At 70.1% G+C, this 25967-nt stretch carries 23 protein-coding genes; 9 read left to right on the plus strand and 14 right to left on the minus strand.

Annotated features, from left to right (window positions below; translation table 11 throughout):
• The first annotated feature begins 86 nt into the window (after positions 1 to 86).
• The 5 genes from ACIHFB_RS11975 to ACIHFB_RS11995 all read left to right on the plus strand — a co-directional run bounded on the left by ACIHFB_RS11975 (position 87) and on the right by ACIHFB_RS11995 (position 5707).
• Positions 87 to 884, plus strand: coding sequence for a rhamnogalacturonan acetylesterase (locus ACIHFB_RS11975; protein WP_400126611.1), 798 nt, complete (start codon positions 87 to 89; stop codon positions 882 to 884).
• Between the two features lie 57 nt (positions 885 to 941).
• The gene (locus ACIHFB_RS11980) at positions 942 to 2261 is read left to right on the plus strand and encodes a pectate lyase (RefSeq protein WP_365278195.1); all 1320 of its coding nucleotides are present in this window, start codon (positions 942 to 944) and stop codon (positions 2259 to 2261) included.
• Between the two features lie 88 nt (positions 2262 to 2349).
• A complete protein-coding gene (locus ACIHFB_RS11985) occupies positions 2350 to 3501 on the plus strand; it encodes a pectinesterase family protein (protein WP_400126613.1) in 1152 nt (383 codons plus the stop codon).
• A 1-nt stretch (position 3502) separates the two neighbouring features.
• Positions 3503 to 4540 carry a pectinesterase family protein gene (locus tag ACIHFB_RS11990; protein ID WP_400126614.1) on the plus strand — a complete coding sequence of 346 codons (1038 nt, stop codon included), beginning with the start codon at positions 3503 to 3505 and terminating at the stop codon, positions 4538 to 4540.
• Between the two features lie 54 nt (positions 4541 to 4594).
• Positions 4595 to 5707: a pectate lyase gene (locus tag ACIHFB_RS11995; protein ID WP_400126616.1), complete on the plus strand. Its 1113-nt coding sequence runs from the start codon at positions 4595 to 4597 to the stop codon at positions 5705 to 5707.
• A gap of 1 nt (position 5708) precedes the next feature.
• On the opposite strand, the gene ACIHFB_RS12000 is transcribed toward ACIHFB_RS11995, so the two are convergent.
• Positions 5709 to 7925: a family 43 glycosylhydrolase gene (locus tag ACIHFB_RS12000; protein ID WP_400126618.1), complete on the minus strand. Its 2217-nt coding sequence runs from the start codon at positions 7923 to 7925 to the stop codon at positions 5709 to 5711.
• A 179-nt stretch (positions 7926 to 8104) separates the two neighbouring features.
• Here ACIHFB_RS12000 and ACIHFB_RS12005 point away from each other — a divergent pair, with 179 nt between their 5' ends.
• The gene (locus ACIHFB_RS12005; protein WP_400126620.1) at positions 8105 to 9259 is read left to right on the plus strand and encodes a right-handed parallel beta-helix repeat-containing protein; all 1155 of its coding nucleotides are present in this window, start codon (positions 8105 to 8107) and stop codon (positions 9257 to 9259) included.
• Between the two features lie 190 nt (positions 9260 to 9449).
• Here the strand turns inward: ACIHFB_RS12005 and ACIHFB_RS12010 are convergent, their stop codons facing one another.
• The 3 genes from ACIHFB_RS12010 to ACIHFB_RS12020 form a co-directional block, all read right to left on the minus strand.
• Positions 9450 to 10280: a pectate lyase gene (locus tag ACIHFB_RS12010; protein WP_400126622.1), complete on the minus strand. Its 831-nt coding sequence runs from the start codon at positions 10278 to 10280 to the stop codon at positions 9450 to 9452.
• Between the two features lie 83 nt (positions 10281 to 10363).
• Complete coding sequence (locus tag ACIHFB_RS12015) at positions 10364 to 11218, minus strand: hypothetical protein (RefSeq protein WP_400126624.1); 855 nt, start codon at positions 11216 to 11218, stop codon at positions 10364 to 10366.
• Positions 11215 to 11781: a SigE family RNA polymerase sigma factor gene (locus ACIHFB_RS12020; RefSeq protein WP_210593255.1), complete on the minus strand. Its 567-nt coding sequence runs from the start codon at positions 11779 to 11781 to the stop codon at positions 11215 to 11217. Before ACIHFB_RS12020 ends, ACIHFB_RS12015 begins: the two co-directional genes overlap by 4 nt.
• Before the next feature lie 248 nt (positions 11782 to 12029).
• On the opposite strand from ACIHFB_RS12020, the gene ACIHFB_RS12025 reads away from it, so the two are divergent.
• Positions 12030 to 13481: an NCS2 family permease gene (locus ACIHFB_RS12025; RefSeq protein ID WP_365278220.1), complete on the plus strand. Its 1452-nt coding sequence runs from the start codon at positions 12030 to 12032 to the stop codon at positions 13479 to 13481.
• Positions 13482 to 13576: 95 nt separating this feature from the next.
• Here the strand turns inward: ACIHFB_RS12025 and ACIHFB_RS12030 are convergent, their stop codons facing one another.
• The 6 genes from ACIHFB_RS12030 to ACIHFB_RS12055 all read right to left on the minus strand — a co-directional run bounded on the left by ACIHFB_RS12030 (position 13577) and on the right by ACIHFB_RS12055 (position 19395).
• Positions 13577 to 15025, minus strand: a complete 1449-nt coding sequence (locus ACIHFB_RS12030) for a penicillin-binding transpeptidase domain-containing protein (protein WP_365278222.1) — start codon at positions 15023 to 15025, stop codon at positions 13577 to 13579.
• Between the two features lie 77 nt (positions 15026 to 15102).
• On the minus strand, positions 15103 to 15762 hold the full coding sequence (locus ACIHFB_RS12035; RefSeq protein ID WP_400126627.1) for a response regulator: 660 nt from the start codon (positions 15760 to 15762) through the stop codon (positions 15103 to 15105).
• On the minus strand, positions 15759 to 17009 hold the full coding sequence (locus tag ACIHFB_RS12040; RefSeq protein WP_400126628.1) for a sensor histidine kinase: 1251 nt from the start codon (positions 17007 to 17009) through the stop codon (positions 15759 to 15761). The genes ACIHFB_RS12035 and ACIHFB_RS12040 overlap by 4 nt, the downstream gene beginning before the upstream one ends.
• Positions 17006 to 18064 carry a hypothetical protein gene (locus ACIHFB_RS12045; protein WP_400126630.1) on the minus strand — a complete coding sequence of 353 codons (1059 nt, stop codon included), beginning with the start codon at positions 18062 to 18064 and terminating at the stop codon, positions 17006 to 17008. Before ACIHFB_RS12045 ends, ACIHFB_RS12040 begins: the two co-directional genes overlap by 4 nt.
• A gap of 80 nt (positions 18065 to 18144) precedes the next feature.
• Complete coding sequence (locus tag ACIHFB_RS12050) at positions 18145 to 18618, minus strand: GNAT family N-acetyltransferase (protein WP_365278230.1); 474 nt, start codon at positions 18616 to 18618, stop codon at positions 18145 to 18147.
• 3 nt (positions 18619 to 18621) lie between these two features.
• The gene (locus ACIHFB_RS12055; RefSeq protein ID WP_365278233.1) at positions 18622 to 19395 is read right to left on the minus strand and encodes an IclR family transcriptional regulator; all 774 of its coding nucleotides are present in this window, start codon (positions 19393 to 19395) and stop codon (positions 18622 to 18624) included.
• Between the two features lie 142 nt (positions 19396 to 19537).
• On the opposite strand from ACIHFB_RS12055, the gene ACIHFB_RS12060 reads away from it, so the two are divergent.
• Together ACIHFB_RS12060 and ACIHFB_RS12065 are read left to right on the plus strand one after the other, a co-directional pair.
• Entirely contained in the window at positions 19538 to 21067 is a 1530-nt protein-coding gene (locus ACIHFB_RS12060) for an aldehyde dehydrogenase (NADP(+)) (protein WP_365278236.1), read from the plus strand.
• A 104-nt stretch (positions 21068 to 21171) separates the two neighbouring features.
• A complete protein-coding gene (locus ACIHFB_RS12065) occupies positions 21172 to 21780 on the plus strand; it encodes a DUF1349 domain-containing protein (protein ID WP_365278239.1) in 609 nt (202 codons plus the stop codon).
• A 111-nt stretch (positions 21781 to 21891) separates the two neighbouring features.
• Here ACIHFB_RS12065 and ACIHFB_RS12070 read toward each other — a convergent pair whose 3' ends face one another.
• From ACIHFB_RS12070 to ACIHFB_RS12085, 4 genes are all read right to left on the minus strand, one after another.
• Entirely contained in the window at positions 21892 to 22569 is a 678-nt protein-coding gene (locus ACIHFB_RS12070) for a response regulator transcription factor (protein ID WP_365278242.1), read from the minus strand.
• A complete protein-coding gene (locus ACIHFB_RS12075; RefSeq protein ID WP_365278245.1) occupies positions 22566 to 23789 on the minus strand; it encodes a histidine kinase in 1224 nt (407 codons plus the stop codon). The genes ACIHFB_RS12070 and ACIHFB_RS12075 overlap by 4 nt, the downstream gene beginning before the upstream one ends.
• 122 nt (positions 23790 to 23911) lie before the next feature.
• Positions 23912 to 24427 (minus strand): hypothetical protein, encoded by a 516-nt coding sequence (locus ACIHFB_RS12080; protein WP_400126634.1) that lies wholly within the window; start codon positions 24425 to 24427, stop codon positions 23912 to 23914.
• 105 nt (positions 24428 to 24532) lie between these two features.
• Complete coding sequence (locus ACIHFB_RS12085) at positions 24533 to 25852, minus strand: MFS transporter (RefSeq protein WP_400126636.1); 1320 nt, start codon at positions 25850 to 25852, stop codon at positions 24533 to 24535.
• Between the last annotated feature and the right edge of the window lie 115 nt (positions 25853 to 25967).

Here is a 25967-nt window from a genome sequence, read left to right on the forward strand (position 1 = left end):
GGTGGTTCGGGTCGTGGGGGCTGCGGGTCCGTTGTGGCTGGTCGCGCAGTTCCCCGCGCCCCTGAGGTTGGAAAGGGGCACCCACGTTGTCACTCACCCGTAGACAAGTCACCGCTGCGGCGCTTGCCGCCGTGCCCGTCGGTTTCAGTGCAACCGGTACGGCTCAGTCCGCGGAACGCCGCACACGTACTCTCTACATCGCCGGTGATTCCACCGCTGCCCAGAAATACGCCGACGCCGCCCCGGAGACCGGGTGGGGTATGGCACTTCCCTTCTTCCTGCACAAGGACAGGCCCGTCGCCAATCATGCGGTGAACGGTCGGAGTTCGAAGTCTTTCGTCGACGAGGGTCGGCTCGACGTCATTCTCGGGCTGACCCAGCCCGGCGACCTTCTTCTCGTCCAGTTCGCGCACAACGACGAGAAGACCACCGACCCGACGCGGTACACCGAGCCCTGGACGACGTACCAGGACTATCTGCGCCTGTACATCGAGAGCGCCCGGGCTCACGGTGCCCGGCCCGTGCTCGCCACCCCCGTAGAGCGGCGCAGGTTCGACGTGGGCGGCAACGCTGTGCCGAGTCATGGCGACTATCCGGCGGCGATGCGGGCGTTGGCCAAGACGGAGCGGGTGGCGGTGCTCGATGTCCAGGCGTTGTCGCTCGCGTTGTGGCAGGAGCTCGGGGTCGAGGAGACGAAGAGGTACTTCAACTGGACCGGGACCGAGCAGGACAACACGCACTTCAATCCGCCGGGCGCGATCGCCGTGGCGCGGCTGGTCGCGCGGGAGTTGGTGCGGACCCGGGTGCTGGAGCCGCGGGACGTGCGACGGCTGGACGAGGAGATTCCCGAGGGCTGGATCAGCTGGCCTGAAGGCGCCGCCTAACCCGACCCCCGTAGCGAGACGAGAGCCACCCCCCGTATTCAGAAAGAGAGCCGCACAATGAACACACAGAAATGGCATGGGCATGCCATCACCAGAGCCGGTGTCGTTGCCGGGTGTGCCGCACTCGTGCTGGTCACCGTCGGTCCGGGCGCCCAGGCGCAGCCCCGCGACCTCGCCCGGCAGACCCTCGGCGCGAACGACGGCTGGGGTGCGTATGGAACCGGGACCAGCGGAGGGGCGGCTGCTGACGCCGAGCATGTCCACACCGTCAGTACCTGGGGCGAGTTCAAGGCCGCGCTGGCGGACGGTGGCGCTGCGCCGAAGATCATCAAGGTCAAGGGGACGATCGACGCCGTGGCCGACGGGTGCGATGCCTTCGCCGCGGACGGGTACGACTTCGACGCGTATCTGGCGAAGTACTCGCCCGAGAGCTGGGGGCTGGACACCGACCTCAGTGCCGAGCCCGACGACAGTCCGGAGGGGCTGCGGCGCGTCTCCGCCGCGCGGCAGTCCGAGGCGATCAAGGTCAGCGTGCCGGCCAACACCACCATCATCGGTGTGGGCAGGAACGCCGGGATCAAGGGCGCCAGCCTCCAGATCACCCGCGTGGACAACGTCATCGTCCGGAATCTGACCTTCGAGAGCCCGGTCGACTGCTTCCCGCAGTGGGACCCGACCGACGGCTCCACCGGCAACTGGAACTCCGAGTACGACAGCGCCGTCGTCTACGGCTCCACCCATGTCTGGCTGGACCACAACACCTTCACCGACGGCGGGCACCCCGACAGCGCGGCGCCCACCTACTTCGGCATGCTCTACCAGCAGCACGACGGCGAGCTGGACGTCGTCCGGGGCGCCGACTACGTCACCGCCTCCTGGAACGTCTTCGCCGACCACGACAAGACGATCCTGGTCGGCAACAGCGACAGCGAGTCGACGGCCGTCGGTGACCGTGGGCACCTGAAGGTGACCTTCCACCACAATCTGTTCTCGGATCTCGTGGAGCGGGCGCCCCGGGTCCGGTTCGGGCAGGTCGACTCCTACAACAACCACTTCGTCGCCGACGACACCTACGCCTACAGCTTCGGCATCGGCAAGGAGTCCCAACTCGTCGCCGAGCACAACGCGTTCACGCTGCCCGAGGGGGTCAGCGCGGCCAAGGTGCTGAAGAAGTGGAACGAGGCGCCGGTCACCGCCGCCGGGAACGTCGTCAACGGCACGGCGACCGACCTCATCGCCGTGCACAACGCGGAGCTCCCCGGCGAGACCCTCCAGTCCGGCGCCGGCTGGACGCCGACCCTGCGCACCAAGGTCGACCCGGCGCGTGCCGTTCCCGCGATCGTCGATCACCGCGCGGGCGCCGGCCGACTGCGCTGACGTACCGCGAACGGGCCCGGAGCGGGCCGCACCCCGCTCCGGGCCCGACCGCCCCTCCCCATGAGCCGCACCGCGAAGGAGCACCCGCATGCCCTCGCAGTTCCCGATGTCCCGCAGACGATTCCTCATGGCGAGCGCCGGAGCCGGCGCCGCCCTCGGCCTCGCCGCCGCCCCCGCGCGGGCCGGCACCGGGCGGCGCCCGTTCGGCCGCCACGGTTCACCGGCCGCCCGCCTCACCCCGAAGACCCTGTACGTCGACCGGCGCGGCAACGGTGACTTCACCACCGTCCAGGCCGCCGTGAACGCCGCCACCACCGCCGGGTACACCCTGGTCATCGCCGCCGGTGAGTACCGGGAGACCGTGACCGCCGGAGTCGTCGACCCCGCCACGGGGCAGCGCACCCAGGCCGCCGCCGAGATGACCTGGATCGGCGCGAGCGAGAACCCGCGCGATGTCGTCATCGTCTACGACAACGCGGCGGGCACCATGAAACCCGACGGGTCGGGCACCTACGGCACCACCGGCTCCGCCACCACCCTGGTCCGCGCCGACGGCTTCACCGCCCGCTGGATCACCTTCGCCAACGACTGGCTGCGCGCCGACCACCCCGGCGTCTCCGGCACCCAGGCCGTCGCCATCAAGGTCCAGGGCGACCGCTCCGCGTTCCACCACTGCCGGTTCCTCGGCCACCAGGACACCCTGTACGCCGACTCCTTCGCCCTCGGCGTCACCGCCCGGCAGTACTACTCCCACTGCTATGCCGAGGGCGACGTCGACTTCGTCTTCGGGCGGGCCACGGCCGTCTACGAGCACTGCCACTTCCGGACGCTCGCACGGACCGACCTGGCCGGCGCCCCCTACGGCTTCGTCCTCGCGCCCTCGACAGCGGTCGCGAGCCCGCTCGGATACCTGGTGAGAAGGGGCCGGATCAGCAGCGAAGCACCCGACGCCTACTACAAGCTGGCCCGCCCCTGGGTGCCCAGCTCCGACACCACCGCCCGGCCCTCGCTCGTCGTGCGGGACACATGGATCGGTCCCGGCATCGACGCGGTCGCGCCCTACACCAACATGTCGGACAGCTACCCGTGGCAGAACCAGCGGTTCGCCGAGTACCGCAACACCGGGCCCGGCGCGGCGATCATCGTCCCCGACAACCGGCCCCAACTCACCGCCGAACAGGCCGAGTCGGCGAGACGCGAGGCGTACCTCGGCGACTGGACCCCATGGAAGGGGCGGTGACATGCGCAGACGCACGCTGATCACCGGTATCGCGGGCGGGCTGGTGGCGGTCGGCACCAGCCCCGCCCTCGCCCGGGACCGCAAGGTCCTCCATGTCCGGCCCGGCGGCTCCGTCCAGGCCGCCGTCGACGCGGTGGACGGGCCCGGGTGGACGATCGTCGTGCACCCGGGGACGTACCGCGAAGTCGTCACCATCCCCGTCGGACTGGCCGAGTTGACGGTGCGCGGCGCCACCCGCGACCCCCGCGACGTCGTCATCGTCCACGACAACGCCAACGGGACGCCCAAGCCGGACGGTTCGGGAACGTACGGAACGGCGGGATCCGCCACCTTCTCCTCCGCCGCTCCAGGACTCACGGTCCGCGACCTCACCCTCGCCAACGACTGGCTGCGCGCCGACCACCCGGAGATCACCGGAACGCAGGCGGTGGCGGCTTACACCTACGGCGACCGCACCCGCTTCGAGAACGTCCGGCTGCTGGCCCACCAGGACACCCTGTTCGTCGAGACGAGCGCGCTCACCGCCTTCGACCGGCAGTACTTCCGCCGCTGCTACATCGAAGGAGACGTCGACTTCGTCTTCGGGCGGGCGACGGCCGTGTTCGAGGAGTGCCACTTCCACACCCTGCAACGGGACGTCGCCTTCACCCCCAAGGGCATGGTCTTCGCCCCGTCCACCGCCCGCGCCAACCCCTACGGCATCCTCGCCGTCCGCTCCCGCATCACCTCCGCCGCCGAGGACGGGGCGTACAAGCTGGCCCGTCCCTGGGTCCCGACGTACGAGACGACCGCCTGGCCCTCCCTCGTGGTCCGCGACACCCGGATCGGACCCGGCATCGACGCGGTGACGCCGTACACGAACATGCGGGAGGCGTATCCCTGGCAGTCCATGCGCTTTTGCGAGTACGGCAACAGCGGGCCGGGCGCGGTGATCACGGCGCCGGAGAACCGGCCTCAACTGACCGCCGATGAAGCCGCGTTGCACACGAAGGAAACGTATCTCGGCGACTGGGCGGCCCGTCGGCACCCCGCCCTGTGAACGTCCCCCCCCACCCTCATCCCCTACCCGCATCGACGAAAGGACACCCACTCCATGTCTCGTCGTACCGCACTCGTTCTGGGCACGGCCGTGGCGCTCGGCGCCGGTCTTGCCGTCCTCCCCACCCAGGCCCAGGCCGCGACCGTGGTGGTCGACACCTCGGCCGAACTGAGCAGCGCCCTCAGCAGCGCCACCGCCGGTACCACCATCCAGGTGCGCGGCGGCACGTACTACCCGACGGCCACCCTCCAGTCGACGGCGAACGGCACCTCGTCCAGCCGCGTCCACCTTCAGCCGTACGGCTCCGAGACGGTGAAGATCGACGGCTCGAACCTCCCCGACGGCGACTGGATCTTCAAGCTGACCGCCGACTACTGGACCGTCTCGGGCATCACCTTCCAGAACTCCCCGGACAGCGCGGTCGTCTGCCAGTCCTGCACCGGCACGGTGTGGAGCAACATCAAGACCATCAACGGCGGCGACTCCGGCTTCACGCTCACCGGCGACGCGACGGTCAACAACACGGTCAGGAACATCGACTCGTACGGCCACTACGACGCCGCCACCCACGGCGAGAACGCCGACGGAATCGCCGTGAAGTTCGGCTCCGGCACCGGAAACCTGATCACCGGCGCCCGTCTGTACAACAATTCGGATGACGGGATCGACTTCTGGTCCTTCTCCTCGCCGGTCACCGTCGAGCACACCTGGGCCTTCGGCAACGGCAGGAACCGCTGGGGTGACTCGGCGTTCGCCGGGGACGGCAACGGCTACAAGCTCGGCGGCGACGGCGAGGTCGTCGCGCACGTCGTCAACAACTCGGCCGCCTGGGACAACGCCGGCAACGGCTTCACCGAGAACTCCAACACCGGTGCGATCGTCATCAACCGCACCACCGCGTACGCCAACGGCAACAGGGGCTACTACTTCGCCACCGGCGCGGCCCGCCTCGGCAAGAACCTCGCGGTGAGCAACGGCGGCGGCTCGGTGAGCAAGGGTTCGTCGGTCGTCTCGGCCGGCAACAACTGGGACTCGGGGATCGCGACCCCGTCCTTCGTCTCCACCAACGCCTCGACCACCTACAACGCCCGCCAGTCCGACGGCTCGCTGCCCGCGACCACCTTCCTGACCACGGGCAGCACCACCATCGGCGCGACGATGAACTGAGTCACCGCCGTACGGGTCTGATCGACTCCAGGGTCGGCACCACCGGCTTGATGGTGCCGTCGGCCGCGAACTCCATGCGGTCGATGGTCGTCTCCCGGTGCGTGCCGTCCCCGCCCGCCTCACCGGGGCCGCCCAGGGCGAACCGGTGGTAGACGATGTACCAGTCGTCGGTGCCGGGGGTGTTCACCACCGAGTGGTGGCCGGTGCCCTTGATGCCGTACTCCGGGCGCTTGGACAGGATCGTGCCCCGCTCGGTCCACGGGCCGAGCGGGGACGGTCCCGTCGCATAGGCGACGTGGTAGTTCTCGCTACGGGTGTCGTCCTCGGACCACATGAAGTAGTACGTCCCCTTGCGCTTGACCACGAAGGAGCCCTCGCGGAAGTTGTCCGGGGTGATGTCCCGCACCTTCGACGGGTCGTACGAGGTCATGTCGTCGTTCAGCGGCACCACGTACCCGTGTCCGTTGCCCCAGTAGAGATACGACGTGCCGTCGTCGTCCGTGAAGACGGCCGGGTCGATCATCTGGCCGCTGAGGGAACCGCCCTTGGCGACGAGGGGTTTGCCGAGGGCGTCCTTGAAGGGGCCCGCGGGGGAGTCGGCGACCGCCACGCCTATCTGTTGCTCGGCACAGAAGTAGAAGTAGTGCTTGCCGTTCTTCTCGGCGATTGCGGGAGCCCAGGCGTTCTTGTCGGCCCAGGAGACATCGGCACCCAGGTCGAGGATCACGCCGTGGTCCTTCCAGTGGACCAGGTCCTTCGACGAGAACGCCTTGAACTGCGTACCGCTCCAGCCCGGGAAGCCGTCCGTGGTCGGATAGATCCAGTAACGGCCGTCCATGTAGCGGATGTCTGGGTCGGCGTACAGCCCCGGCAGGACCGGGCTGCGGGTCGGTACCGCCTCGACGGTCCAGGTTCTGGCCGTTCCGTCCGCCGCCGTCACCGTGTACGTCTGCGGTCTCCGGAAGTCGCGGCGCGTGCCGGACGGCGGGGTCACCGTCGCGCCGGCGCCGACGGCGAACCTGGGCGCCAAGTGCCGTAGGTCCGCGGCGGGTTCCATCGGCAGCACGACCTTGCTCGTGGTCTCCGTGACGACCGCGTACCCCTCCTGGCCCTTCGCCGTGGCGTCCACGACCGACGTCGGTGTGACCGGGTACGCGGCCAGCAACCGGTCGTACTCCGCCTGTGTCACCGGCATCACCGTGCCGTGGCGGGGGCTCGCGGGAAGCTGGTAGTTCGCGGACATCGTCCACCTGCCCGAGTCGAGGTCGGTGGTCTCGAAGGGCACGTAGCCCCGGCCGCCGTACTCGTCGATGAACAGGTACCACTTCTCCTCGGTGTTGGACTTGAACACCGTCGGGCCCTCACCGCGGTCGATCGAACCGCTGCCGATGCAGTCCGAGACGAAGTCGTACGAGGTGTCCGTGAGCGTCGTCGACTTCTCGGCGGTGATGAACTTCGAGCAGGGGCTGGAGGAGGTGGGGTCCCGCTCGTCCTTGGTGTAGCGGTAGTAGGTGTCCTTGTGCTTCACGACGGTCGAGTCGATGACCGAGTAGCCGGGGTCGTCCCAGACCTTCGGCTCGCTGAAGGTGCGGAAGTCCTTCGTGGTCGCGTAGAGCATCTTGTTGTACGTCGATCCGGTGTGGTCGGGGTCGTCGTCGGCGTACAGCTTGGACGCCCAGAAGACGACGTACTCGCCGAGCGTGTCGTCCCAGTAGGCCTCCGGCGCCCAGGTGTTGCCCGCGCTGTCCGGGGACACCTTCACCAGGCGCTGGTCGGTCCAGTGGACCAGGTCGGTGGACTCCCAGACCATGATGGACTTGCTGCCGTGCCGCTGGACGTCGTCCCAACTGCCGCTGCTGTTCTGGTACATGCGCAGATCGGTGGCGATCAGATAGAACTTGTCGCCCTCGGGGGAGCGGATCACGAACGGATCGCGCAGGCCCTTCTCCCCGGTGGTCGAGGTGAGGACCGGCTTGCCCGCGTTCAACTCCCGCCAGTGCAGCGGGTCGTCGCCGCGGCTGAGGGCGTAGCGGATCTGCTCGCCGTCGGCGGTGCCCTCGCCGGTGAAGTAGGCGAAGAGATAGCCGGCGTACTTGGACTGGGTCACGGGTGGTGCTCCGGACTGTGCGGAACTGGGCGGTGCGGCCAGCAGGCCCAGCAGAAGGGCGAGGAACGGGATCAGGAAGGTGCGGGCGGAACGGCGTCTGTGGCGTCGCATGACACATCCTGTGGGACTGTGGGGGTTTCTGTTGCCTTCGGAGTGTCACGGGACGGGGGCAGGGCGTCAATCGGTGAGCGGCAGGAGAACGTGAGCGAAAGTTTCGGTGGGACGCGGCAACCTCGTCCGGCCGCGGCGGCGACTGGATCGCGTAACTTCCCCTAGGAAAGGAACGCTTCGTGCGTCAGAGCACCGGACGCCATCGCAGGACCCGCACCCTGTCGATCGCCGCGGCGGTCGCCGTCTCCGCGGGGGCGGGAGGTGTCTGCCTCGGCCTGTCGAACGGCGGCGCCCAGGCCGCGTCGACGACGGTCACCGTCTCCACCACCGCGCAGCTCGAATCGGCCGTCAAGAACGCCACCGCGGGCACCACGATCCAGGTCCGCGCGGGCACGTACACCCCGTCGGCCACCCTCAAGTCCACGGCGAACGGCACCGGTTCGGCGCGGATCACGCTCCAGGCGTACGGCGGCGAGAAGGTGAGGATCGACGGCTCCCAGCTGGCCGACGGCTCCTGGCTGGCCGGGATCTACGGTGACTACTGGACCGTGCAGAACCTCACCTTCCAGAACTCCCCGGCCCAGGGCTTCGTCGCCACCTCGTCCGTCGGTGGCATCTTCAAGAACCTCGTCACCGCGAACAACGGCGACTCCGGGTTCACCCTGCGCGGCGACGGCACGACCGACAACCTCGTCCAGAACCTGGACAGTTACGGCAACTACGACCCGGCCGGACACGGCCAGAACGCCGACGGGATCGCCGTGAAGTTCGGCTCCGGTACCGGCAACAAGATCACCGGGGCGCGGCTGTACAACAACTCCGATGACGGCCTCGACCTGTGGCAGTTCTCCTCACCGGTCACCATCGAGCACTCCTGGGCCTTCGGCAACGGCAAGAACCGGTGGGGCGACTCCGCGTTCGAGGGCAACGGCAACGGGTTCAAGCTGGGCGGCGGGGGTGTCACGGTCGCGCATGTCGTCAACAACGACGCCGCCTGGGACAACACGTTGAACGGGTTCACGGAGAACTCCAACCCCGGTGCGATCGTGCTGAACCGCAACACCGCGTACGCCAATGCCGAGGCCGGGTTCTACTTCGCCACGGGCAAGGCGCGGCTGGCGCGGAATCTTGCCGTGAGCAACAAGGGCGGGTTGTCGAAGGTGGGTTCCGGGACGGTGAGTGCGGCGAACAACTGGGACAGCGGGGTGAGTGCGCCGTCCTTCGAGTCGACCGACGCGACGACCGCGTACGGAGCCCGCAAGTCGGACGGCTCGCTGCCCGCGACGACCTTCCTGACGACCGGTTCCACCACCATCGGCTCCACGATGAACTGAACGCGCACAGCGAAACGCCCCCGCCGGTCGTCACCGGCGGGGGCGTTCTGTCGCCGGCTGAGGGGGGCTCAGGCCGACGCTGCTGATCGAGGGGGGCTCAGATCAGCAGGTCTGTGCACTAGCAGGGACGTCGAAATGGAACATGTGGTTGTTTCCGCGGCAGGAAGCCGTGGGGAGGGAGCGTGTTCACTCACTGGTACGAGAGGTCGGATGCCGTGAACCGGCAGAAGGTCCCGTCCGGGCCCGTGCCGATTTCGGTGGGTTCGGCGCCCGTGTTGTTGCCCTTGAAGCGCACACACGTCTTGATCTTCTTGCTGCTGTCGCCGTGGATGCGGACCTTGCGCAACGCGGCCGTGTCGCCGTAGTTCGAGTTGATCCCGACGATCGAGTTCATCGGCGCGGTCACGTCCACGTCGTTGACGATGATCGTGCGCTGGTACTGCGTGGAGCAGTTGCCGCAGCTCCGCACCAGCTTGCCGGAGCCCTCGACCTGGAACTTGGTCACGACCAGCTTGCCCGCGCCGTTGAACTGGAGGACCTTGTCCGCCCCGTTCTTCGCACCGCCGCCGTACACCGTGTACACGGACGAGGCGGACTTGCCCTTGAAGGTCGCCGCGTCCTCGCCGACGTCCGTCCACCACACGTTCTGGAGCGTGCAGCTGCCCGCGCAGTGGACGCCGTCCGCGGCCGGGGTGCCGATGATCACGTTCTTGAGGACGGCGCCGTCCGCCAGCTGGAAGACCGGGTCCTGACCCTCGTCCTGACTGTCGCCCCCCAGGGCACCGCTGCCGTAGAACTCCTTGTAGCCGCCGTCGTACGTGCCGGAGACCTTGATGGTGCTGCTCACGGCCTGCTTGCCCGTGGCGGTCGGCCAAGCGGACGCGGCGCCCGCGGAGGACAGCATCGTCGTGGTGAAGAGCGCCGCGCCCGTGATGCCGAGGGCGGTCGCTCCACCGATCACCGCCCGCCGCCTGGTGACCCGGCGACGGTGGCGGACGCGCTGTTCAGCTCGTGCAGTCATGCCATTTCCTTGCGTGGGAGGGGATCCTTACGTCTCCTGGTCGCCACGCGTGCGGAAAGGGTTGCCGCGTCCTCGGAACTTCTTTACGAATCGCCCTCGGACGTCGAGTCGTCGCCCTCGTGAGCCTTGAAGTCGCCCGCCACGGAGAGCTGTTGGCCGCCGACCGCAGCCGTCGCCGCGTAGCCGTCGTCCGCCGCGTCACGACCGCCGCGCGCGTGGTTGTACTGGCCCGCGAACACCCACTCGCCCTTGGCGACCGTACGGTCCTCCTTGAGCACCCAGGTGTAGACGAGGAATCCGTCCTGCTCGCCGACGGTGAGCGTGAAGTCCTGCTCGGGCAGCGACCGCCAGGCACCGGCGGAGCCGACCCCGCCGGTCTGCTTGACCTTCAACCGGACGGTCAGCGCGGTCAGTTGCTCATCGACCTTCAGGGTCACATTGCTCTGCGCCCAGAAGTCGTTGCTGTGCGGGTCGACCGAGCCGTCCGACCAGAGCGGGCCGTCCTCCTCGCCGCGCGCGGGCGCCGGCGTGGCGGAGGGCGCGGACGGCGATGTCTCGGGGCTGCTCGGCGCCCTGGACTCCGGCGGGTCGCTCGGCGCCGGGTCCACCGGCGGGACGGGGGCGCGGCTCGTCGCGTCGGGCGTCGGTGTGGGCGTCGGCGAGACGGCGACCGACTGCTGCGGGGCGGGTTCGTCCTGCACGGCGGACGCCACCGCGTAACCGCCGACCGCCAGTACGCTCGCGACCGCCGCGGTCGCGCTCACCACCCGCACCCAGCCGAACACGGGCGGGAGGGTGGCCCGGTGATCGGGCCGGGTCTGCTCGGTCATACCGCGTTCGACGCGGGCCAGGATGCGCGCGCGGTCGGGCTCGTGCTGTCCGGCCGCCTCGTGCAGCCGGGCGCGCAGCTCGTCGTGCACGTCCCGCCGCATCGTCATCGGTTCCTTCCTCCGGCGTCACCGGTGCGGGCCATCGCCGCATGCACCCTCTGCGGAGCACCCTGTGTGCCGAGCAACCTCTGCAACTCGGCCATTCCCTTCGAGGTCTGGCTCTTCACCGTACCCACCGAGACGCCCAGGGCGAGCGCCGTGTCCTTCTCCGAGAGGTCGAACGCATGCCGCAGCACCACACAGGCCCGTTTGCGGAACGGCAGTCTGCGCAGCGCCTCCTGGACATCGACCACGCCCGCTATGTCGGGGTTCTCGGTCTTCTCCTCGCGCTGCGACCAGAACAGGGCGATACGCCGTCGCTCGCGAACCGCGCTGCGGATCCGGGTACGGGCCAGATTGGCGACGACTCCGCGGGCGTACGCCACCGGATGGTCGGCGGCGCGCACCCGGTCCCAGCGATGCCACAACGCCAGCAGCGCATCGGCGGCCAGATCGTCGGCGGCGTCCGACTCACCCGTCAACAGATGGGCGAGACGCGACAGTTCGGCGTAGTGACGCTCGAAGAAGGCATGGAACTCCACGGAGGCGGCGTCGTCGACGACTGTGCCCACGGGCGACCTCTCCTGGCTCTGCGTGGCATGTGCTGGACATGTGATCGTCCGGCGATCATCCGGTCGAGGTGCGGAAGCGTAGCAGCGTTCGAATGCCAGGTTCGTACGACGCTTCGAACGACGTATGGCAGGCCGCACAGTGAGCAGCTCTGATTCCGTAACACGGAGAAAACCTGAAACAGGTTCAACACGGGAACAATCCAGCCAGCATCCGCACCGATCATTCAGGCAACAAGGAGTACGTGACCATGTCCGATGCACAGAAGGTGGCCGACCGGCCAAGTCCCGCGCCATCCGCCGGGAACAGCCTCGACCGGTTCTTCAGGATCTCCGAACGGGGCTCCACCTTCGGCCGTGAGATACGCGGCGGCTTCGCCACGTTCTTCACGATGGCCTACATCCTTGTCCTGAATCCGATCATCCTCGGCAGCGCCAAGGACAAGTTCGGCGAGCAGCTCGACGCCGTCCAACTCACCACCGCCACCGCCCTGGTGGCCGCGGTGATGACGATCATCATGGGCATCGGCGGCAATCTGCCGCTCGCCCTCGCCGCCGGCCTCGGCCTCAACGCGGTCGTCGCCTTCCAGATCGCCCCGCTGATGAGCTGGGACGACGCAATGGGCCTGATCGTCCTGGAAGGCCTGCTGATCTGCGTGCTGGTGGTGACCGGCCTGCGCGAGGCCGTCATGCACGCCATCCCGCAGCCGCTCAAGCAGGCGATCAGCGTCGGCATCGGCCTGTTCATCGCGTTCATCGGCTTCGTCGACGCCGGTTTCGTCAGCCGCATCCCCGATGTCGCGAACACCACCGTGCCGGTTCAGCTCGGTGGCACCGGCACGCTCACCGGGTGGCCGATCCTCGTCTTCTGCCTCGGAGTTCTGCTCACCATCGCGCTGCTCGCCCGGAAGGTGAAGGGCGCGATCCTGATCAGCATCGTCGCCATGACGATCGTCGCGCTCATCATCAACTCGATCGCCGACATCAAGGCCTGGGGTCTGACCACGCCCGAGTGGCCCGACAAGATCGTCGACACCCCGGACTTCGGGCTCCTCGGCCAGTTCAGCCTGTTCGGCGCCTTCGGTGAGACCACGGCCATCACGGTCGTCCTGCTGATCTTCACGCTGATCCTGTCGGACTTCTTCGACACCATGGGCACGGTCGTCGGTGTCAGCGCGGAGGCGGGCCTCCTCGACGAGCAGGGCAACGTCCCGAACCTCGGCCGTGTCCTGCTCATCGACGGTGCGGCGGCGGTCGCGGGCGGCGCGGCGTCCTCGTCCTCCGCGACGTCCTACATCGAGTCGGCGGCGGGTGTCGGCGAGGGCTCGCGCACGGGCTTCTCCAACCTGATCACCGGCGGCCTGTTCGCCCTCGCCCTCTTCCTGACCCCGCTGCTCACCATCGTCCCGCTCCAGGCGGCCGCGCCCGCGCTGGTCGCCGTCGGGTTCCTGATGATGACCCAGGTCAAGCACATCGACTGGGACAAGTACGAGATCGCCATCCCGGCGTTTCTCACCATCGCGGTGATGCCCTTCACCTACTCGATCACCAACGGCATCGGGGCGGGGTTCCTGGCGTACGTGGTGATCAAGTCGGTGCTGGGGAAGGCGAAGGAGGTGCACTGGTTGTTGTGGGGGGCGTCGGTGCTGTTCCTGGTCTACTTCGCGATCGACCCCATTGAGCAGGTTCTCGGCGTGAAGTGAGTGCGGCGCTGCGCGACCGGCCGCAGGTTCGTTGTGGCTGGTCGCGCACGCGCGGCGGAGCCGCATATTGATACGCCCCGCGCCCCTTCGGGGCGTTACTGCAACGCTGCTTGCATCATTGCCTTGGCCACCGGGGCCGCCAGGCCGTTGCCGCTCACCTCGGAGCGGGCCGCGTCCGACTGCTCGACCATGACCGCTACCGCGACCTGCTTGTCACCGGCCTTCGCGTACGACGTGAACCAGGCATACGGCGTCTTGCTGTTGTTCTCGCCGTGCTGGGCGGTACCGGTCTTGCCGCCCACCGTCGCGCCCGATATCCGGGCGTTGGTGCCGGTGCCCTTCGACACCACCGTCTCCATCGCGGACTGCAACTGGTCGGCCGTGTCGGAGCTGACGATCCGCGTGGTGTCGGCCGCGTCGTCGTAGTTCTCCAGCACATCGTCACCGCTGTCGGTGATCTCGGACACCATGTGCGGGGTGACCATCTCGCCGCCGTTGGAAATGGCGGCGGACACCATGGCCATCTGCAACGGCGTGGCCGTGACGTCGAACTGGCCGATGCCCGTCAGCCCGGTCTGGGCCTTGTCCATCCCGGACGGGTACACGCTCGGATAGGCGCGCACCGGCACGTCCTGCGTCTCGTCGTTGAAGCCGAACTTCTCGGCCATCGCCTTCAGCTTGTCCTGGCCGAGGTCGACGGCCATTTTCCCGAAGACGTTGTTGCAGGAGTACTGGAGGGCGGTGCGGATGGTGGCGTTCTCGCAGGGCGCGGACGCGCTCTCGTTCTTCAGTGGGGTCGTCGTCTCCGGCAGCGTGTACGGATTGGGACTGACCGTCTTCTCGTCCACGTTCGAGTACAGCCCGTCCTCCAGCGCGGCCGCCGCCACGACCAGCTTGAAGGTCGACCCCGGCGGCAGCGGCTGGCGCAGCGCCCGGTTGGTGAGCGGCTTGTCCGAGTCCTTGTTGAGCTTCGTCCAGGCGTTCCCGGCGGTGTCCGCGTCGGTCAGCGACGACGGGTTGTACGACGGGGTCGACACGACCGCCAGGATCTTGCCGGTCGTCGGGTCGATGGCGACGGCCGCGCCCTTCTTGTCGCCGAGCGCGTCGTACCCCGCCTTCTGCACGGCCGGGTCGATCGTCGTCACCACGTTGCCCGGATCGGCCCGTTTGTCGGTGACCGTGTCCATCATGGTCTTCAGCCGGGTGTCCGTGCCGTTGAGCAGGTCCTGGTAGATGCCCTCCAGCTGCGTGGGTGCGTAACTCTGCGAGGCGTAGCCCGTCACCGCGGCGTAGAGCTCGCCGTCGGTGTACGTGCGCTTGTACGCGAGGTCGCTGCCCTTCGTCCGTGCGGAGCCGGTGATCGACTCCCCGGCCACGATGATGTTCCCGAGGGGCGATGAGTACGTCTCGATCGCGTTCCGTCGGTTCTTGCTGTCGTCTGCGAGCGCCTGGCCGTCGTAGAACTGCACCCACGTCGCCCTGACCAGCAGAGCGAACACCAGCAGCAGCGCGAAGACGGATGCGCGCCTGATCGTCTTGTTCATCCCGCTCAGAAGACGATCGAGATGGTGCGGATCGTTCCATTCCGCTCGCCATTCTCATCGGGTGTTCATGAACCCGGTCAGGGCGACTTCAGGAATCCCGCCTCGTACGCGGCGATCACCGCCTGGGTGCGGTCCCGGGTGCCCGTCTTCGCGAGGACGGCCGCCACGTGCGTCTTCACGGTGGCGGGGCCGACCCCCATGCGCCGCGCGATCTCCGCGTTGGTCAGCCCGGCCGCCATGTGCCGCAGCACGTCGCTCTCCCGTCCGGTGAGCCTCGCCACCCAGGCCGGCGGCGTGGCGTACGCGCGCGCGTGCTCGGCGGCGAGGGCCCGTACGGCCGACGGGAACAGCAGGCTGTCGCTGTGTGCGACCAGCCGTACCGCCTGCACGAGTGCCTCGGCCTCCGCCCGCTTGAGCAGGAACCCGGCGGCGCCGGCGCGCAGTGCGTCGTACACATAGGAGTCGTTCTCGAAGGTGGTGACGACGACGACGCGGGGCGGTGCGTCGAGTGTGGCGAGGATCTGTTCGGTGGCCCGGATGCCGTCGATCTCGGGCATGCGCACGTCCATGAGGACGACGTCGGGTGTGAGGTTCCGTACGACGGACACCGCCTCGGCCCCGGTCGCCGCTTCGCCGACGATTTCCATGTCCGGCTCGGCGGAGAGGATCGCGCGCAGGGCGGTGCGGACCATGCGCTCGTCGTCGGCGAGGACGACACGGATGGGTGGGCGGGTCATGCGGGTCCCTTCGTCGGCAGTCGTACGTGCAGCCGCCAGGTGCCCTCGACCGGGCCCGCCTGCGCGGTGCCGCCGAGCAGTCGGGCACGGTCGGTCATGCCGGGCAGGCCGTGTCCGCGGGGGCGCTTCGCTGGATGGGGCGCTGCCGAACTGTCCAGTGGGTTCTCAACGGTGATGTCCAGGTGTTCGTCCGCGGCCTCGATGCGGAGGGTCACGGGCTGGCCGGCCGCGTGCTTGAGGGCGTTGGTGAGGCCCTCCTGCACGATGCGGTAGGCCTCGCGGGAGACGACGGGCGGCAGGGTTTCGGGGGTCACGCCGATCGTGTCCGTGATGTGCAGACCGCCGGCGCGGGTGCGGCGCAGGAGGCCGGCAAGGTCGGCGGCGAGTGTCGGAGCCGGGACGGTCGAGTCGCCGTCCCTCAACACGCCGAGGACGGCGTCGAGTTCGCTCACCGTGCGGCGGGTGGTCTCCTCGATCGCGGCGAGGGCCTCGCGGGCGAACTCCGGGTCGGTGTCGAGGACGCGGCGCGCCGCGCTCGCCTGGAGGGTGACGGCGCTGAGGGCGTGGCCGACGGAGTCGTGCAGCTCGCGGGCGAGCCGGTTGCGTACGGCGAGGTCGGCGGCGCGTGCCTCGGCGGCCACGAGCCGGTCCTCGGTGGTGGGGCCGAGCAGGGCGGGTGCCCAGCGGGCCAGCAGCGCGCCCGAGCCGGCGGCGCAGGCGGCGAGTGCGACGAGCATGGCCACGCCCGCGACCGGCGACAACGCCAACGCCCAGGCGTGGTCGAGGGCTTGGGGCAGTTCGAGCCGGGTGTCGCGGAGCCCCGCGAGGGCCGGCAGCACGATCAGCACGACGGCGAACGGCGGTACCGCGAGCGACATCCCGGCGACGACCCCGCCGAACCCGAGATGCAGCGTGAACCAGGCCGCCGTACGCCCCTTCGCGGACCGGGTCCGCGCGGGCCCGTCGGCGAGCCGGTCCCCGTCCACACCGCACAGCGACCGCACGACGGCGACTTCCAGCGGCCGGGTCAGCGGGAACAGAGAGGTGAGGGCGGCGAGGGGCAACCCGGCGGCGAACGAGAGGAGTTGGAGGGTGAAGGACCCGAACACGTCCGTGGAACCGGTCGCCGGTCCTACGACCACCGAGCCGACCAGGACGTACGGCATCGCGAGCGCCCCACCGAGGATCAGATGGATCCAACGCCGCCGGGCCCGCCGCCCGAACAGAAACCGGCCGGACGCTCTCACGCCGGTCGGTTCTCCACGGCGGTGGACCGCTCGGACGCCGGTGTCCGTGCCGGCGCGGCGACGGAGCGGTCCGGCACCGGTCGCCGCACCACCCCGGCGGACCGCTCCGCGAAGAAGTGGGTGCCGAGGGTCGCCACCAGGATGCCGACGATCATCTGGCCAGCGTAGGCGAGGTGCATGACCGGTGTGGGGCGGTCGGTGATGTCGTCCACGCCGGGGAGGGACGCGAGGGCGAGCCAGCCGCCCCAGCAGGCGGTGGCGGCGGAGCCGATCCAGGCGAGGGCGAGGGGCACCTTGACGGGCAAGGAGGGGGCGGTGCGGAAGGCGAGCAGGCAGGCTCCGGCGACAGCCGCGACGAGGAAGACGGCGGTCATGGCTTCCAGGACGTAGAAGTCGCAGGTGCGGTCGTCGGCCCGCCCCGCGCTGAGCCCGGCCGCACTGCCGAAAGCCCACAGGAGGTGCAGGGTGAGGGGCAGCAGGGCGAGTACGGCGGCCGCGCCGGCCGTGACGCGCTGGGCGGCGCCGACCGCGCCGAGGGGCAGCTCCCACACCCGGCCGCACCACAGGTGGCCCCAGCGGTCGCGGGCGTACAGCGCGAACAGCGTGCCGAGGGCCAGGCCCTGCACGATGAACCCGGTGTAGACGACCCTGAACACCCACTCGTCGAGGAAGGGCTCCCGGCCGGTGTCGGCGGCCCTGTTCACGCTGCCGCCGAGGGCCTTCACGAGGAGCTGCAACGGGAACCCGGTCATGATCGGCGCGAGCAGCCCGGTCGCGACCCAGACCGGGAACACCAGCAGCCACGCGGGCACCCGCAGGCCCCACGGCCGGGTCAGCACCAGCGCCAGCACGATCACGGCACTGTCCAGGACCACGGAGAGACTGTTGGCGACGGCCATCGAAGTCCGGTGCTCCAGCAGCGAACTGCCCTCCGGTATCCCCACCCGACTCCCGGCGACCCAGGCGACCTTGAGGGCGAGATACGGCACGCAGGAGACCACGGCGACGGCACGGAGGAGCCGACGGGACCTGGTGGCGACCAGTGTCTGCGTCATACGCCCACGCTCCCGCGCGGACCGGGCGGAGCACCTCCTGCCCCACGACGATCCGCCTCCGCCGGACGGGGGAGGCGGCCTCAGCCCTCCAGCGTCAGGACGATCTCGTCGATCTCCTCGCCCCGCGCCTGGGCGAACCCTCTGATCCGGGAGGTCAGCCGGAATCCGCACTTCTCCAGCACCCGCCGGGACGGCTCGTTGTCCGCCGCCGCCCGCGCGTACACCGGGCGTTCGGGCACCGTGGCCAGCAGCTCTCGCAGTGCCGCGGTGGCGATGCCCTGCCCCCAGTAGGCCCGGTCGATCCAGTACGTCACCTCGCGCTCGTCCGGCTCTCCGAAGACCGCCGAGTGCCCGACCACGTCACCGTCCGCCAGGATCGTCCGCATGACGACGTCCGGCGAGGACCGGATCCGCTTCCAGTGGGCGTCGAAGGCATCCCGGTCGGCCGGATCCTTCGGTGTGAAGGCCGCCATCCACAGGGCCTCCGGGTCGTTCAACTGCCGGTAGAAGACAGGCAGGTCGCTGTCGTGAACCGCGCGGAGAACCACATCCATGGGTCAGAGCCTACGGGTCGCCAGTGTCAGTCGGTCCCGCGCGTCGAACAACGCGTCCTTCACCATCTGCTCATGGGCGGGGGTCAGCCGGGCCACCGGCACCGAACAGCTGATCGCGTCCCGGGCCGGGGTGCGGTACGGGATCGCGACGCCGAAGCAGCGCAGCCCCAGCGTGTTCTCCTCGCGGTCGACGGAGAAGCCCTGCTCCCGGACCTGGTGCAGCTCCTCGATGAGCTTCTCGCGGTCCGTGATCGTGTGCTCGGTGAGGGCGGGGAGCGTCTCCGGGAGCATCTTGCGGACCTGCTCGTCGGTGTAGGTGCTCAGCAGCGCCTTGCCCAGCGAGGTCGAGTGCGCGGGCAGGCGGCGGCCGACCCGGGTGAACGGGCGCAGATAGTGCTGCGACTGCCGGGTGGCCAGGTAGACGACGTTCGTGCCGTCGAGACGGGCCAGGTGGATCGTCTCCGTCGTGTCGTCCGACAGCCGGTCCAGCGTCGGCCGGGCCGCCGCGACCACCTCGTCGCCGTCGATGTACGACGTGCCGACCAGCAGGGCCCGTACGCCGATGCCGTACCGCGTGCCCGTCGCGTCCGTCTCCACCCAGCCCAGCTCCACCAGCGTGCGGAGCAGCATGTACAGGCTGGACTTGGGGTATCCGACGGCCTCCTGGACCGCCGCGAGCGAGTGCATTCCCGGGCGTCCGGCGAAGTATTCGAGCAGTTCAACCGTCCGCACCGCGGACTTGACCTGCGCTCCGCCCCCCGTCTCGCCAGCCGACATCGCCCTTGACCCCTTCGTTCGACGAGAAGCTGAAGATATAGTCTCCGACAGCATATTCATCATCAGAGACAGCGTTCAGTATATCGAACGACCCTGGTGAATGACCCCGTACTGCGGCATTACATGTGTGGAGGGACCCGCGGTGGCAGCAGCACCAGTCTGGAGTGTCGACCCCCGAACCGGGAAGCAGCGGGAACAGGTTGCGGTGGAGGCCACAGCCCAGGAGGTGGACGCCACCGTCCGCGCCGCGCAGGACGCGCGCGGTGCCCTGGCCGACCGTACGGTCCGTTCTGCCTTTCTGCGTACCGCCGCCGACCGGCTGGAGGCGGCCAAGGACCAGCTGGTCGAGGCCGCCGACGCCGAGAGCGCGCTCGGCCCGGTCCGGCTGACCGGTGAACTCGCCCGCACCTGCTACCAGTTGCGCGCCTTCGCCGGCATCGTCGACGAGGGTGCCTTCCTCGACGTCGTCATCAACCACCCCGACGCCACCGCGACCCCGCCGATCCCGGACCTGCGCCGCTACAAGGTGCCCCTCGGCGTCGTCGCCGTCTACTCGGCCTCCAACTTCCCCTTCGCCTTCTCGGTCGCCGGCGGCGACACCGCGAGCGCGCTGGCCGCGGGCTGCCCCGTCGTCGTCAAGGCCCACCCCGACCACCCGGCCCTGTCCGAGCTGGTCGCGGCCGTGCTGCGGGCCGCCGCCGCGGCGCACGGCATCCCCGCCGGCGTCGTGGGTCTCGTCCACGGCTTCGAGGCGGGCCTCGAGCTGATCAAGCACCCGCTGGTCGCCGCGGCCGGTTTCACCGGTTCGGTACGGGGCGGGCGTGCCCTCTTCGACGCGGCGGCCGCACGTCCGGTCCCGATTCCCTTCCACGGCGAGCTGGGTTCGCTGAACCCCGTCCTCATCACGGAGGCCGCGGCCTCCGAGCGCGCCGAGGCCATCGGTACGGGCCTGGCCGGTTCCATGACGCTGGGCGTCGGACAGTTCTGTGTGAAGCCAGGGCTCGTGCTGGCGCCGCAGGGCGCTGCGGGCGACCGGCTGGTCAAGTCGCTGACGGAGGCGGTCAGCGACACGGAGGCGGGCGTGCTGCTCGATCACCGGATGCGGGACAACTTCGTGGCCGGGGTCGCCGAGCGGGCCCAACTGCCCGACGTGGACTCGCCGGTGACGCCGGGCGCGGGCAGTGAGCACACCGTGAGCGCGGGGTTCCTGACCGTGCCCGCGAAGAAGCTGGCGGCGGAGGGCGAGCACGAGCTGCTCCTGGAGGAGTGCTTCGGGCCGGTCACCGTCGTGGCCCGCTACGAGGACGAGGCCGAGGCCAAGGTCGTGCTGTCCCGCCTGCCGGGCAACCTCACCGCGACCGTGCATCTGTCCTCCGAGGAGGCGGCGGGGGAGGGGCGTGGGCCCGAGCTGCTGGCGGAGCTGACGCCGATCGCCGGCCGTGTGCTGGTGAACGGGTGGCCGACGGGGGTCGCGGTGGCGCCCGCGCAACATCACGGGGGGCCGTACCCGGCGACGACGTCGACGTCCACGTCCGTGGGCGGCACGGCCATCGAGCGGTGGCTGCGGCCCGTTGTGTACCAGGGGGCGCCCGAGGCGCTGCTTCCCGCGGAGCTGCGGGACGAGAATCCGTTGGGGCTGCCCCGGCGGTACAACGGGCGTCTGGAGCGGTAGCGCCGTCGGGGTGCGGTTGTTCGCGGGGTTGCCGGCCGGCTGTGGCTGGTCGCGCAGTTCCCCGCGCCCCCAGGTGGCTCCACCAGGCCTGAGATACTGGAGCGATGGACGTGGAACTCTCCGAACTTCCCTTCCCCCTCCGCACCTATGGACCCGACGGGCACTGGGCCTACGAGGACGGGTTCCTCTCCGGGTGGGCCGGGCCCCGGCAGGATCGGTTCGTCCCGCCCACCGGTGAGGGGCTGGACCCGGCGTCCGACGCGCCTCGCCTCCTCGGTGCCCCCGTCGGCGACTTTCAGCTGATCGCCCGTGTCACCGTCGGGTTCGCGGCGGCCTTCGACGCGGGGGTGCTGTACGTCCATGTCGGCGAGCGGGCCTGGGCCAAGTTGTGCCTGGAGTACTCCCCGGACGTGCCCACCGTCTGCACGGTGGTCACCCGGGGTCACTCGGACGACGCCAACTCCTTCACCGTGGAGGGCAGTTCCGTCTGGCTCCGGGTGAGCCGGACCGGCCGTTCCTTCGCCTTTCACGCCTCCCGCGACGGCGAACGCTGGACCTTCGTCCGGCTGTTCACGCTGGGCGGGGCGGAGGAGACCGGCGCCGCCCTGGTCGGCTTCATGACGCAGTCGCCGATGGGGGAGGGGTGTGTGGTGACGTACGACCACATCGAGTTCAGGGCGGACTGGCCGAAGGACCTGCGAGACGGCAGCTGAGCGCTCCGCGGGAAGCGCGGTGATGAACCCGCGGGCCCGGTGGGGGCTGGTCGCGCAGTTCCCCGCGCCCCTTACGGGGCGCGATACCGCACCGGACTTCACCAAGGCCGCTCAGCCGCCGTCGGCCAGGTTGTTGCGGTAGGCGTATCCCACCGCCTGGGCGCGGTCGGTGGCGCCGATCTTCGCGAAAATGCGGTTGATGTGTGTCTTCACCGTGGCCCGGCTCACCACGAGCCGGGCGCAGATCTCATCGTTGGACAGCCCCTGGGCGATGAGGGTGAGCACCTCGGCCTCGCGCGGGGTCAGACCGTCCGGCAAGGCATCCCGTCGGGTGTCGGGCGCGGCGGCCTCGGGCTGGAGGGTGGCGACGAGCCGGGCCTGGACCACGGGGTCGAGCCAGGTGCGTCCACGGTGGACGTTGCGGATCGCGGCCTCGACCTCGTCGTCGTCCGCGTCCTTGGTCAGATAGCCGCGGGCGCCCGCGCGCAGCGCCGGGAAGACGGAGTCGTCGTCGGCGTAGGTGGTCAGCACCAGCACCGCGCTGTCCGGCGCCCTCTCCCGTACGGCGGAGGTGGCCGCGACGCCGTCCAGTACCGGCATGTTGAGGTCCATGAGGACGACGTCGGGGCGCAGCCGCTCGGCCAGCTGGACGGCCTCCGCGCCGTCACGGGCCGCGCCGACCACCTCGATGCCGTCCAGCATGCCGATCAGCAGGACGAGCCCGCCCCGTACGACCTGCTGGTCGTCCGCGACCAGGACCGTGATCCGCTCGCCGTCGTGCTCGGTCATACCGGGACCTCCATCCGTACCCGCCAGCCCTCCGGTGTCGGTCCGGCACCGGCGCTGCCGCCGACCGCGCTCAGCCGCTCCCGCATGCCCCTCAGCCCCAGGCCGGAGCCCTCGACCGGCGCGGCCGGGGGCGGCTCGGATGTGGTGCGCCGGTCCTCGACCGTCAGGATCGTGCTCTCCGGTTCATAGCGGAGGGTCACCGTCGTGCGGGCCCCGCGGGCATACCGGGCCGCGTTGGTCAGCGCCTCCTGGGCGCCGCGGTACAGCGCCAGGTCCGCGTCCGAGGCCAGGGCGCGGCGGACCCCGGTGACCGACAGGGTGACGTCGAGTTCCAGATCGACGCGGTAGCGCTCGACCAGCTCGGGCAGGCGGTCCAGCGAGGGCGTCTGCTGTCCGCGCAGCGCGCCCACCGCACGCCGTGCGTCGCCGAGTCCCTCCTTGACGAGCTTCCCGGCCCGGTCGAGGAGTTCCTGGAGGTCCTCGCCGGCGCCATCACGCCGCGCCATCCGCCGCCCGGCCTGCACCTGCACCGCGAGCCCCGACAGGGTCTGGGCGAGTACGTCGTGCAGGTCCTGGGCGATACGGGTGCGCTCGGCCAGCGCGGCCGCCTCGGCCTCGGCCTCCCGGGCGTCCGCCAACTGCGCGAGCAGCAGCTCCGCCCGTTCCTCGTTGTCACCGGCCTGCCGCATGGTGATCGCCATCAGGGCGAGGACCACGCAGAACAGCAGCTGGCTGAGCAGGTTTCCCGCGCTGGCGTTCGCCCCGATCAGCTCGGCGGCGACGAGACCGCCCACCACGACCGAGCCGAGGACGACGGCCTGGCGCCGCGGGAGTACGAGAAACGCGGACAGCACCGCCACCGACGGCGGCAGGACGGACGTGGAACCGGGCTGGACGACACCGAGCGCGAGCCCGAACCCGGTGATCAGCAGGCAGAACAGAACACACGTGGCAGGGGACACCACCTGCCACAGCCCGGAGGCGACGGCGGCCAGCGGCAGCAGGCAACCGGCCAGGACGAGGGTGACGACGAGATGCTCCCCGTGCCCGCCGGGCGCCGGATCGGAGTACAGCGCCTGCACCACGATGGTGGCCATGATCCCCCACAGCACGGGCCGCAGCCGCCGGTTCCGGCGCTCGCGCCGGGCCCGGACGTCGGCGAGCGCCGCGGCCAGCCGTGGACTGACCACGGCCGACGCTTCGCCCGCGAGATCCGTCATGCTGTGAAGGATAGGGAGACGCCCGGTGACCGGCGCGACGGGCACCGGCCCGGACCCGGGAAGCCGGGGCCGAGCCGGTGGGTTGCTGCCGGGTCGGGGACTTTGTCGGAGCGCCATCGGGCTCAGGCCCGGGCCGCCGTGGGGGCGTGCGAGGAGATCTGCCGGGCCTTGAACCGCACCACCGCGAGCCGGAACGTGACCTGTGCCAGGGCCATCAGCAGCAGCGCTGCCGTCCAGGCGGCGGAACCGGTGATCAGGTTGTCCCGGCTGAACCGGGCGATCGTCGTGACGCCGCTGTGGGTCGCCCAGTACTCGAACCCGGCGCGAGCGGCCATGCCCACGATCCACAGCGCCGCGGCCACCACCCCGGCCTGCGCCAGGGCGACGCCGTCCGAGGCACGGCTCATCCGCGTGGTGGCACCACAGGCGATGCCCAGGACCGCACCGGCGACGACACCCAGGACGTACAGCCGGACGTCGTGCCCCTCGGTCGGGAAGGACTTCAGGTAGTAGGCGGCCGCGGCAGCGACGCACGCCACGGGCAGCAGCGCATTGCGCAGCGTCTGCCGGGTACCGCGGATCTGCGGGATGACCAGGAGGACCAGGGCCGCGGAGATCAGATAGTCAGTCGTCGTCATACCCACGAGCGTGCCGCGCGGGACGCATCCGATCGTCGGCCCGCGAGTTGACCGCGGGGTTGATTCCGGCGTCAACCCAGGGGTTGACGCACGAAGGCAGCCCGCCTATCCCGCCGGAAGACGGCGGCTGAGGAGACAGCTCACCGCGAACAGCGCCGCACCGAGCCCGAGACTCACCCGCATCCCCGCCACGAACCCACCGGCGACCAGCGCCCCGAACACGGCGATCCCCAGTCCACCGGACACTTGCCGCGCGGCGTTGAGCACCCCGGCCGCAAGACCCGCCCGCTCGGCCGGCACCGCTTCCATCATCACGGCCGTGAGCGGCGGCACGGTCAGCGCGCAGCCGACCGCCAACGGCACGAGGAGTACGGCCACCAGGGCGGGAGACGTGCCGGAGTCGACGTACAACAGGACGAGCAGGCCCGCCGTGGCCAGCCCCTGACCGATCAGCATCGGCCGCCGCGGCCCGTACCGTCCCGCGATCTTGCCCGACGTCACGTTCGTGATCCCGATCAGGCCCGCCATCGGCAGGAACATCAGTCCGGCGTAGAGCGCCGAGTGCCCCTGCACCTGCTGGAAGAAGAGCGAGAAGACGAACACGGCCCCGTAGAACGCCACGCTGCACGCGGCGCCCGCCACCACCGCCGCGGTCACCTCCCGGCTGCGGAAGAGCCCGAGGGGGACCACGGGGTGCGGGCGGCGGGCCTCGATACGGAGAAAGGCGAGCACCGCCACGACCGCCGTACCCAGCGCGGCAACTCCCGTCGCTCCGCCCTCGATGACCGCGAACGTCAGTGCCGTCAACGCCACGATCGCCGCCGTCTGCCCCGGCAGGTCCAGCGGGGCCGGCCGGCGTACGGAGCGCGGTGCCCGTACCAGCAGGGCGAGGGCCACCGCGCCCAGCGGCAGATTGATGAAGAAGATGCCCCGCCAGTCCCAGGCCGTCGTCAGCGCGCCGCCCGCCACCGGGCCCAGCGCCACCGCCACCGAACCGCCCGCCCCCCATGCGGCCACCGCACGGGCCCGCCGGGCGGGATCCGGATACGCCTGCCGCACCAGCGCGAGCGAGGCCGGCAGGACGAGCGCGGCGGCCACCCCCTGCGCCACGCGCGCGCCGATCAGCGTCGGCAGGCTCGGCGCCAGACCGCAGGCCGCCGAGGCGAGGGTGAACACCGCGATACCGATCGCATACGCCCGGCTCGCCCCGACCCGGTCCGAGAAGGCACCGGTGGACAGCATCAGCGCCGCGAACGCGAGCGTGTACGCGTCCACCACCCACTGCAAGCCCGACATCCCGCCGCCGAGCGCGGATCCGATGGACGGCAGCGCCACATTCACGACGGACGCGTCGAGGGTGATCAGGGAGAAGCCGAGGAGGGAGGCGGCGAGGGTGAGGGCGGGGGACGGAGGGGGCTTCAACATCCCATGAACGTGGGCGTGTTGATCCGCAGTGGTCGGGTCATGGCTCGGCATGCCTCCATCCTGCGAACGTTCGGCGCCCCGGTCCATGGTGCCGGACCGGGGCGCTTGTCCCGAG

The sequence above is a fragment of the Streptomyces sp. NPDC051963 genome (genome assembly GCF_044593495.1).
Lineage (GTDB): Bacteria > Actinomycetota > Actinomycetes > Streptomycetales > Streptomycetaceae > Streptomyces.

Excerpts from the sequence above, each read along its gene's own strand:
- ACIHFB_RS12085 (WP_400126636.1), bottom strand. The coding sequence starts at position 25,852 with ATGTTGAAGCCCCCTCCGTCCCCCGCCCTCACCCTCGCCGCCTCCCTC.
- ACIHFB_RS12050 (WP_365278230.1), bottom strand. The coding sequence starts at position 18,618 with ATGGATGTGGTTCTCCGCGCGGTTCACGACAGCGACCTGCCTGTCTTC.
- ACIHFB_RS12055 (WP_365278233.1), bottom strand. The coding sequence starts at position 19,395 with ATGTCGGCTGGCGAGACGGGGGGCGGAGCGCAGGTCAAGTCCGCGGTG.
- ACIHFB_RS12080 (WP_400126634.1), bottom strand. The coding sequence starts at position 24,427 with ATGACGACGACTGACTATCTGATCTCCGCGGCCCTGGTCCTCCTGGTC.
- ACIHFB_RS11980 (WP_365278195.1), top strand. The coding sequence starts at position 942 with ATGAACACACAGAAATGGCATGGGCATGCCATCACCAGAGCCGGTGTC.
- ACIHFB_RS11985 (WP_400126613.1), top strand. The coding sequence starts at position 2,350 with ATGCCCTCGCAGTTCCCGATGTCCCGCAGACGATTCCTCATGGCGAGC.
- ACIHFB_RS12030 (WP_365278222.1), bottom strand. The coding sequence starts at position 15,025 with ATGAACAAGACGATCAGGCGCGCATCCGTCTTCGCGCTGCTGCTGGTG.
- ACIHFB_RS11990 (WP_400126614.1), top strand. The coding sequence starts at position 3,503 with ATGCGCAGACGCACGCTGATCACCGGTATCGCGGGCGGGCTGGTGGCG.
- ACIHFB_RS12065 (WP_365278239.1), top strand. The coding sequence starts at position 21,172 with ATGGACGTGGAACTCTCCGAACTTCCCTTCCCCCTCCGCACCTATGGA.
- ACIHFB_RS12015 (WP_400126624.1), bottom strand. The coding sequence starts at position 11,218 with ATGACGATGCGGCGGGACGTGCACGACGAGCTGCGCGCCCGGCTGCAC.
- ACIHFB_RS12025 (WP_365278220.1), top strand. The coding sequence starts at position 12,030 with ATGTCCGATGCACAGAAGGTGGCCGACCGGCCAAGTCCCGCGCCATCC.
- ACIHFB_RS12075 (WP_365278245.1), bottom strand. The coding sequence starts at position 23,789 with ATGACGGATCTCGCGGGCGAAGCGTCGGCCGTGGTCAGTCCACGGCTG.
- ACIHFB_RS12045 (WP_400126630.1), bottom strand. The coding sequence starts at position 18,064 with ATGACGCAGACACTGGTCGCCACCAGGTCCCGTCGGCTCCTCCGTGCC.
- ACIHFB_RS12000 (WP_400126618.1), bottom strand. The coding sequence starts at position 7,925 with ATGCGACGCCACAGACGCCGTTCCGCCCGCACCTTCCTGATCCCGTTC.
- ACIHFB_RS11995 (WP_400126616.1), top strand. The coding sequence starts at position 4,595 with ATGTCTCGTCGTACCGCACTCGTTCTGGGCACGGCCGTGGCGCTCGGC.
- ACIHFB_RS12070 (WP_365278242.1), bottom strand. The coding sequence starts at position 22,569 with ATGACCGAGCACGACGGCGAGCGGATCACGGTCCTGGTCGCGGACGAC.
- ACIHFB_RS12010 (WP_400126622.1), bottom strand. The coding sequence starts at position 10,280 with ATGACTGCACGAGCTGAACAGCGCGTCCGCCACCGTCGCCGGGTCACC.
- ACIHFB_RS12035 (WP_400126627.1), bottom strand. The coding sequence starts at position 15,762 with ATGACCCGCCCACCCATCCGTGTCGTCCTCGCCGACGACGAGCGCATG.